This window comes from Roseinatronobacter ekhonensis, from assembly GCF_900499075.1.
GTDB lineage: Bacteria > Pseudomonadota > Alphaproteobacteria > Rhodobacterales > Rhodobacteraceae > Roseinatronobacter > Roseinatronobacter ekhonensis.
The window spans coordinates 1-8,077 of the sequence record NZ_UIHC01000080.1; the positions used below are offsets into that span (position 1 = coordinate 1).

An 8,077-nucleotide genomic window follows, 5' to 3' on the forward strand; every position below is an offset into this window, starting at 1 on the left:
CCGCCTCTGGCGGATTCCGCATTTCGTGAGGCGTAGCCGAGCAATGGCTTGGAGTTTTCCATTGATAATCCTCAAATTTTCGAGTGTCTTGGTGTCCAGTGTCCAGTGTTAGTATCCTACCACTGGACACCAAGACACTGACACTATGGGCTGAAAAACTACATCAAAGAGGGTTGAAGACTAAGTTAGGGAGGGGAAGCGACTACAACAGGGAGGGGAAGCGACTACAACAGGGAGGGGAAGCGACTACAACAGGGAGGGGAAGCGACTACAACAGGGAGGGTGTGGAAACTACGAAAATAGGCTTTGCCGCGCTACAAATGTTGCTTTATTGTAGTCGAATGGATTCTCTAACTATCTCATCATCGCTTCTTATCCCCACAGGCGAAAAACGCCTTACGCCCGCTATGGTCACGGCGCTATGGGTGATCGGTGACGAACTCGACAAGCGGCGCGTGCCGGCGAATGCAAGCGATGCAATGTGGCTCGAAATCCCATCCGCACGGCTGCGCGGTGAAGGTGGCCGCAATGATAACGTTTGGCTACGAGAGTGCCTTGAACGATTAACGGGCGTGAAGATACACGGAGAGTATCGCGGTGACCCGTGGGGCGCTGTTGTGCTGGCAGAATGGCACATTGAACAAGGCGGCGCGGTCACACGCCTTTTGATACCACCAGCAGCAATCAAGGCCATTCGTGCGCCTGAAACGTTCGCCAAGATCGAAGCCTTTGCCGCTTATAAGCTCAAGGGCGCAGCACGGCGGCTCTATGCGGGCTTGGCAGACAAGAAACGCATGAGAGAAAAGCACTGGACGTATGGCGTAGACGAGCTGCGCCAGATCACAGGCGTTCAGGACAAGAAGTCTTATGAACGGTGGAACAATTTTAAGTTCCGAGTGCTTGACCCTGCTTTAAAGGAAATCAACGATTTTGGCACGGTGACAGTCACCATGAAGCCCGAAAAAGTAGGCCGCGCCGTGGCAAGCGTTCGCTTTGATTGGGAGTGGAAATCTATAGACGAAGCACGGGTTACAGACGAGGAAAACGAGCAGCCAAGCGCAGCGCGTCACATGAACAGGATGCAGGACGATGCCCCGCCTCTGACTGATGCGCAAAAGGTGGAAAACCGTGAGGAATGGCAGAACTGGCAGCTCGAAAATCATGGCGGCACATACAGCCAGTTTTTAGATTGGAAGAAGAAGCAGGGCGCGAACGAGATCATGCGCAATGCGGGATTTAAGTAGGAGGGTTGCCCATTGTGGCCGTTTAAAAAGAAGAGCAAAATTTCTGGTTTGCCCCAAAAGCTACCGTTCAAAAGCGGTGCAGCATTTCTAGAATATCAATGTGAGTTTGGTCATGTAGATATTGTTCCCAAGCAGGGGATAGTCGCTCTAGTTATGGATTCCTCTAAGGAGTTTGGCACAGAAAACCCTGTGAAGGTCGAGAGCGATGGAACACAAAAGGCAACTCTCAAGGTAGCTTCAAATGACGGGGGTTTTATTGTGATAGCCCAGACCCCAAGCGGGAAAGGTGATCCCTTAAAGCCCGATGATGTAGTTATCTGGGTTCCCATGTTGCACTCAAAAGAGGTTGTGCCTGATGGACACGATCAGCGCTTCGGTTGGGCGGGCTTTATCGTTGCTAAAGTGAAACCTGAAATCGACATGGCTAACCCTAATTTTGAAATATTGAGCCGATACGACTAGCCTAAGTAAAAAGGTGGACAGCTTTTCGGCCAGTCTTCCCCCCTACCCCGTCATGGTGTACGCTGAACGCACAAAAACGTTCGCAAAGAACAAACCGAAACGGGCAAAAACAACATGGAAAACAGCACATATTTCACCATTGGCCAAGCGGCCAAGGAAACAGGCAAAGCTAAATCAACGATAAAAAAAGCCATTGATAACGGCGAGTTGAGCGTGGCAGCGAAAACGGCTCGAGGCTTTAAGATCGAGGCGAGTGAGCTTTTCAGGGTCTTTCCACGCAAAACGGAAGAACGTTCGCAAAACGCACCAATCGAACAAACCGAAACAGCCGAAGAACGCATTGAAAACAGTATCTTGAAAGCCAAACTTGAACTAGCAGATCAACGTTATGACGATGCACAGCGCACAATCGAAGATTTGCGCTCGGATCGTGACGCATGGAAGCACCAAGCCACGGCTTTGATCGAGGATAAGAGCGAGAAGAACCAGCCCCGCAAGGGCTGGCTGGCACGGCTTATTGGTTGATAGTAGGTTCGCTAGAAATAGAACTCTGGAGGTTGATCCATTGAAGTTTGAGATTGGTCAAGAATTACAGGTTTTTTCAGATCATGTGGCACCAGTTCTTGGTGTATATGAGCAAGCTATTTTTATTTATTTGTTTAGGCATAGCTATCTCGAAGGTAGTGACAAGGTTACAATTGGAATGAGGACGGCCGCAAAAAAAATGGGTTTTGGCTCAGGTGACGGCAGCCGCCCAATGTCAGAAGCTACAATGACAAAAAAAATTCAATCTCTTGAGGATAAGGGTTTAATAAAAAAGATAGATTCAGGAAGAACTGGAACAGTTCTGCATGTTAAACTACCAACGGAAACGGAATATTTTCGGATTATCGAAGAAGCGCCAGAGGCGTTGAGCGTTGAAGATCTAGATTTCTTCAAAGATCCCGTTGGAAGAGAGGCGATACTCATTCGAGAGGGTAGTAGATGCTTCTATTGCTTTGCATCACTTGACCGAAATAACTACGTAATGGAGCACGTTGTGTCTCGCCCAGAAGGCGATGGTGGATATAAAAACATAGTTGCGGCGTGTCGAAGCTGTAACAATAAAAAGAGTGAAAAATCAGCCGATACACATCTGCGCAATTTGTATCGAGCGCGTGTTCTTTCAGAGGAGGAGTTTCAAGAGAGACTCCAAGCATTGGACGATCTTGGAGCGGGTAAGCTAATCCCTGATATGGACGCTGCCGTTGCCTTAGAAACGACCCATCCCTAAGGGTTTCACCCTCGCGCCTTACAAGCGCAATCAGTGCGACCGAGGCTCGACTAGGCACGGCGAAGAGTGCCGCGCCTGGTCTGCGCCCGCACCACTCGCCCAGATTCCGCTTTCCAGTTGCTACCCCACGTTCGCCACGCGGCAGGGTTTCAGGCGATAGCCTGAAACAGCCTTACGATTTAAAGAACGCTTATCGAGAGGGTCTTTTTCATGTAAGATGCTATTTTAGAAAGGAATTTTAACAATGAGCAAACCAACACATGACGTTTTATTGGCCGAGGAATACACCAGCAGCAACGGCGAGGTGAAAAGCCATTTCACCAACATCGGCAGCGCGTGGCAGTCTGAAAAAGGCGCTATTTCATGCGAGCTAAGGGCAGGGCTGGCCGTGTCTGGCCGTTTTGTGATCCTGCCAAAGAAAGACGATGCAGCCTAAGCGCCGCAGGTTCAAAGGCTATGCCGTGCTTGATGAACGCGGCTCGCTGATCTGGGGAACGATGCACCCAGAGAGCAAGAAATCACGCGAGCTTTTCGAGAAGTGGAATCCAACCGTGGACGGGTACGACCACGGCGAAAAACTGGTGAGCATTGAGATAACTTTGACAGAATAGGTCAGTATATGTTACCTATTTTGCGTTATGACATTACACGAGACTTTTGACGACAGCGCCCGCGAGATTACCAGTTACCTGATGAAAAGGGACTATAGGACAGGCGAAACATGGCTCGATTTTTGCCGCAAGCGTGGCTTCACCGTCGAAGAAATGATGGAAGGGCTAAGCTGGCAGCGCAGACTCGATCAAATGCCGAAAAACTCATTTGGCGCGGCTATCCCCTCACCGAAAAATTAGTCCTCGTCCGATGATCCGAGAATGCCGAAGTAATCTAGGGCAAGGGAAACAGCCACGCCCAAAACGCCGCCGCCAACAAGACCCATCCAGCCCCCATAAACCGCCCAGCCAATCCACACGCCACCACTCAAAAAGGCAACGATTATCAAAACAGCGGTAATTTCTTCCTGTTTAACATAGAAGGCGGGCGCAGTGGGAGCTTGTGAAGAAACGGCTTCTGGCGGCGTTTCAATCGCTCGAAAATACGGCGCGGGCTTTAACAAAAGCGGTTCGCGCCCGTACACAAAACAGATCATGTGATCTGCTACCACGTCCGATTTTTTGCGGATCAAGGCCGACACCTGATCGGGCGGCATACGGGGCTTGCCGTGTTCGGACATATACCGTTGATAATGGTTCATTTCGTCTTGGTAGCGACTTTGGGCATTCGCATGGTGGCTCTTTTCAGCAAGAGCCATAGCGCCGCCGAGAGCCATCCCCATGCCCTTGTAAGCCTTCCTTTGGGATTGAGCCGACATGCTCAACAAGCCTTCACCGATGCCCGTAGGAACGGGCGCAGGGGCGGCAGGAGGCAAAGGCACTTCACTCATGTTCGTAACGCCGAGGCGCGTTGAAATTTGTTCCAGTGTGAGCGGGTCAGTGTTGCCAAAAAATTGGTGCAGGTCAGCGTTCGCAAAAAACGTTTCCGAGCCTTCCCGACCGTACATATCAATGAGCTGGCCGAGGTCTTGAAGGATTGGCCAGAGCTGTAAGCCATAGCCACGCATCAAGCCTGATGCCGTGGCTATTTCATCAATACGACCAAGAGCGAAAAACTCGTCCAGCATAAATAAACATTGCTTGTCGCGCAGTTCGCCTGTTTCGGTTTCCTTTGCCATCGCCTCGATGCCAGCGCGAACAAACAGACGAAGAAACCGCCCATGCTGCCCTAGATAGTTGGCAGGTAACACCAAAAATACAGTGGTGTTTTCGTTCTTCAAATCCGCCAGTGAAAAACTGGACGTTGAGAGCGCTTCGACCATGGCCTTACTGTCCAGCCATTTGGTATTTTTGCGAGCGTTGGAAATGTAATAGTTGCCCTCTTTTGCCATGATCGTTGACGCGGCCTCTTGCGCCACGCCCGCGCATTCTTCCATGTCCTTCATGGCTTCGGCGGCTTCTGCCAGCCTGTCGTCATTGCGCAAAATATTGCGCACTTCGATCAGGTTCTTTTTGGCTGGTTCAGCCGTCATAAGCACATGCGCGATCAGGCCAGAAATGACGGTTTGCGCCCCATCATCCCAATTTGCCGCTTCAGGGTCTGCCCGCATCACTGTGCCGTCTGAAATCGCGTCTATATCCTCTTTGATGGTCAGCGCGTCAGGGTCAAGTTCATCAAGCGGGTTGTAGGTTGCATGGAAGCGTTCAGGCACTTTCTTTGCACCAAAGGGCGCGAGGACATGGACAGTTTGCCCCATAGCTTCACGCGCTTCGGCAGTGGCTTCGGCGTTCTCCCCCTTGGGATCAATCACAAGCGCGTTGTGCGTCCACCGCAGCAGGTTCGGGATGATAACGCTTGTCCCTTTACCAGAGCCAGCGCCCGCAATGGTGATTGCATGGCGTTCGGTCTTGATCCCGATTTCTTGCCCGTCTTTATGACCGAGGAAAAGTTCACCCGCTTCAAAGGGGTGCTGGCTTGGATCGCTCCACATATTTGATAGTCCTGAAATTCGGCTAGAGGTCGAAAAGTTCGCGATCTGCTGGCCGTGTTACGTGCTTGTCCAATAAGAATTTGAGCGCTTGTCCGAACTGTGTGTCTTGTTCAGCGTGTTCGAGAGCCAATGCTCCTGCAATGATTTTGCGGCGGGTGTCACGTTTCCGCTCTTGCCCTCTAACTTGGGCTTTGGTGCGTGTGATCTGTGCTGCAAGTTGCGCCTTTTTCTGCTCAAGCTCTTGTAGCTTTTCCTCTGGCGTTTTGCGTGACATCTGTTCCTCTTTCTGGCGTTCATATTTGACAGATTACCATAATTATGTAGGTTATGGCAAACGGAGAGGGTTTCACAAACAAAGTGAAGTGCGCACTTATACATTCTAAAGAATGTGTGCGTTCCGTTTCTACAAAACGGAAGAAGGAAGGGCGGCGAGCGTGGCGGACTATCGCTTGAGTGCGCAAATCATCAAACGGAGCGAAGGCAAATCTGCGATTGCCTCCGCTGCCTATCGGTCTGCGTCCCGTTTGTATGATGAGCGCACAGGCGAAGCCCACGACTATGGCCGCAAGGCGGGCGTGATCCACTGTGAAATTATCACGCCTGATAATTCCCCCGAATGGATGCACGACCGCGCTCAACTCTGGAACGCGGTTGAAGCTGTTGAGCGCCGAGGCGATGCACAGCTTGCCCGCGAAATCCAGTTGAGTTTGCCCCATGAACTAGACCGCGAGCAACGCCTTGAGCTTGCCCGTGGGTTCGTTCAGGAGCAGTTCGTCAATCAAGGCATGATTGCCGATGTTGCGATTCACGAGCCGTCAGGACACGGCGGCGATGATCGCAACCACCATGCGCACGTTATGCTCACCATGCGTGAGCTAACGAGCGATGGCTTTGGCAAGAAAAATCGAGACTGGAACAGCCCCGATAATCTCACCAACTGGCGGGAACAGTGGGCGCACCACCAGAACCGTCAGCTTGAGCGGCACGGCCACCAAGCTCGCGTTGACCATCGGAGCTATGAGGCGCAGGGCGTGGATAGAGAACCCACGCAGCACCTCGGCCCAACGGCCAACGACATGGAGAAAAAGGGTAAGCGTTCGCGCATTGGTGACGAGAACCGAGAGCGGCAGGAGCGCAACCAGTTGCGGGCGCAAATGTACGCCGAACAGTTCGCCGTGCAGCAGGAAATCAGCCTCAGACAATCAAACTTTGAGAAATGGAAAGATCGCAAACAGCAGGAGCTTGAAGCGGCGTTAGATCTGCAAGGGCTGGATCTATCGCAGAAGCATGACAGGCGGCGCGGCAATCTAGAGCGCGAGCTTGCGGACACCTACGGAACGCCCAAAGCCACGATCAAGGCCGAGCTTGAAACGATCGAGAGAAAGTTGCAGGCGAAAGGCGTTCGCAAAATTCTGCGCGATGTATTCGGAAAAACCAGACACGACAGCACCCACCGCGAGGACTTGGCCGCAACATTGCGTTCGATGGAACAGCGCGAAAACGAGCAAAGAAACAAACTCGAACGCCATATAAACCTAGAGAAAAAGCGCCATAACGAGCGCATGGACGGTTTGCGAGCCAAGTCGAACACGTCCATCGAACGGCGGAAAGAACAGCTTAAAGGGCGGGCAAAAGCCGAGCGCAGCGCCACGCCGACAACCGCGCCGTTCATTGACCGCGCCAAATCTGCCGCGCCCGATTTCAAACGGGCGAATGACAATGCCCCGCAAACGCCAAATAAAGCCCGTACAGAGGCCAAGGCGAAGTCACGGCCACCAGTGCCAAATAAATCGCCCGCGCCCTCTCAGCGCGAAAATTTGGCGCCGCCAGAACCATCTGACCGCTTGAGCCTTGATGAACGAAAACAGATCAACGACACGCGGCTTGATGGTGAGAAGAAGCCGCCCAAACCTTGGCAGCGCGAACTTGGCACGAATGACAACAAACGACCTTGGACGCGGGAGCGCGGCGAAGGCATCGAGCGCAAACCAAAATCACCGCGAGGCGGAGGAAAAAACACGCCATCATGACCGACAGCCAAGAACCGCCTGATTTTGACGATAGCCCGCCCCTGTCACGCATTCTGTGCGATCAATATCTTGATGGTGAAATCACCTTGGAGGCCGTTGCCAAGCAGCTAGGTTTCAGCCTCGAAGATGCACAGGGTTGCGTTGACGTGGTGCAGGTCTGGCGCGATGCAGAGGCCGAAGCGCAAGAGTTTGCAGCCAAGGGCGACGGCATCCCCTTCTAAGCAAAAATGAAAACGACCTGCCACAAGGACAGGCCGTCATTCAAATCGGCAATCTCGCAGGTTACGCTCGACTGCCTTTTCATCTTAGCAGAATCCGCCTTTTCTTTCCATTCATTTCGTCAGTGGTTTCGGGGAGTTTGAGGGGCAGACAGCCCCTCATTCTTCTAAAGCCAAGCATCCGCCTCTGGCGGATTCCGCATTTCGTGAGGCGTAGCCGAGCAATGGCTTGGAGTTTTCCATTGATAATCCTCAAATTTTCGAGTGTCTTGGTGTCCAGTGTCCAGTGTTAGTATCCTACCACTGGA

10 protein-coding genes are annotated in these 8,077 nt (G+C 52.1%); 8 read left to right on the forward strand and 2 right to left on the reverse strand.

Features of this window, described 5'->3' with window-relative positions:
- The first annotated feature begins 284 nt into the window (after positions 1 to 284).
- From ROE7235_RS18010 to ROE7235_RS20255, 6 genes are all read left to right on the forward strand, one after another.
- A complete protein-coding gene (locus ROE7235_RS18010; protein WP_147434260.1) occupies positions 285 to 1,244 on the forward strand; it encodes a replication initiation protein in 960 nt (319 codons plus the stop codon).
- Between the two features lie 12 nt (positions 1,245 to 1,256).
- Positions 1,257 to 1,706, forward strand: coding sequence for a hypothetical protein (locus tag ROE7235_RS18015; protein WP_147434261.1), 450 nt, complete (start codon positions 1,257 to 1,259; stop codon positions 1,704 to 1,706).
- 114 nt (positions 1,707 to 1,820) lie between these two features.
- On the forward strand, positions 1,821 to 2,231 hold the full coding sequence (locus ROE7235_RS18020; protein ID WP_121097062.1) for a MerR family transcriptional regulator: 411 nt from the start codon (positions 1,821 to 1,823) through the stop codon (positions 2,229 to 2,231).
- Between the two features lie 40 nt (positions 2,232 to 2,271).
- Positions 2,272 to 2,979: an HNH endonuclease gene (locus ROE7235_RS19980; protein WP_147434262.1), complete on the forward strand. Its 708-nt coding sequence runs from the start codon at positions 2,272 to 2,274 to the stop codon at positions 2,977 to 2,979.
- A gap of 244 nt (positions 2,980 to 3,223) precedes the next feature.
- The gene (locus ROE7235_RS18025) at positions 3,224 to 3,415 is read left to right on the forward strand and encodes a hypothetical protein (RefSeq protein ID WP_121097064.1); all 192 of its coding nucleotides are present in this window, start codon (positions 3,224 to 3,226) and stop codon (positions 3,413 to 3,415) included.
- Positions 3,416 to 3,440: 25 nt separating this feature from the next.
- Positions 3,441 to 3,590, forward strand: a complete 150-nt coding sequence (locus ROE7235_RS20255; protein ID WP_183073574.1) for a hypothetical protein — start codon at positions 3,441 to 3,443, stop codon at positions 3,588 to 3,590.
- A gap of 236 nt (positions 3,591 to 3,826) precedes the next feature.
- On the opposite strand, the gene ROE7235_RS18040 is transcribed toward ROE7235_RS20255, so the two are convergent.
- Entirely contained in the window at positions 3,827 to 5,521 is a 1,695-nt protein-coding gene (locus ROE7235_RS18040; protein WP_121097073.1) for a type IV secretory system conjugative DNA transfer family protein, read from the reverse strand.
- Positions 5,522 to 5,543: 22 nt separating this feature from the next.
- The gene (locus ROE7235_RS18045; protein ID WP_121097076.1) at positions 5,544 to 5,795 is read right to left on the reverse strand and encodes a hypothetical protein; all 252 of its coding nucleotides are present in this window, start codon (positions 5,793 to 5,795) and stop codon (positions 5,544 to 5,546) included.
- A gap of 160 nt (positions 5,796 to 5,955) precedes the next feature.
- Here ROE7235_RS18045 and mobQ point away from each other — a divergent pair, with 160 nt between their 5' ends.
- The gene (gene mobQ, locus ROE7235_RS18050; RefSeq protein ID WP_183073575.1) at positions 5,956 to 7,551 is read left to right on the forward strand and encodes a MobQ family relaxase; all 1,596 of its coding nucleotides are present in this window, start codon (positions 5,956 to 5,958) and stop codon (positions 7,549 to 7,551) included.
- The gene (locus ROE7235_RS18055) at positions 7,548 to 7,772 is read left to right on the forward strand and encodes a hypothetical protein (protein ID WP_121097081.1); all 225 of its coding nucleotides are present in this window, start codon (positions 7,548 to 7,550) and stop codon (positions 7,770 to 7,772) included. The genes mobQ and ROE7235_RS18055 overlap by 4 nt, the downstream gene beginning before the upstream one ends.
- The last annotated feature ends 305 nt before the right edge of the window (positions 7,773 to 8,077 follow it).

Bases quoted from the DNA above. Each gene is read 5' to 3' on its own strand.
- ROE7235_RS18020 (WP_121097062.1), top strand. From the start codon at position 1,821: ATGGAAAACAGCACATATTTCACCATTGGCCAAGCGGCCAAGGAAACA.
- ROE7235_RS18025 (WP_121097064.1), top strand. From the start codon at position 3,224: ATGAGCAAACCAACACATGACGTTTTATTGGCCGAGGAATACACCAGC.
- ROE7235_RS18040 (WP_121097073.1), bottom strand. From the start codon at position 5,521: ATGTGGAGCGATCCAAGCCAGCACCCCTTTGAAGCGGGTGAACTTTTC.
- ROE7235_RS18045 (WP_121097076.1), bottom strand. From the start codon at position 5,795: ATGTCACGCAAAACGCCAGAGGAAAAGCTACAAGAGCTTGAGCAGAAA.
- ROE7235_RS18055 (WP_121097081.1), top strand. From the start codon at position 7,548: ATGACCGACAGCCAAGAACCGCCTGATTTTGACGATAGCCCGCCCCTG.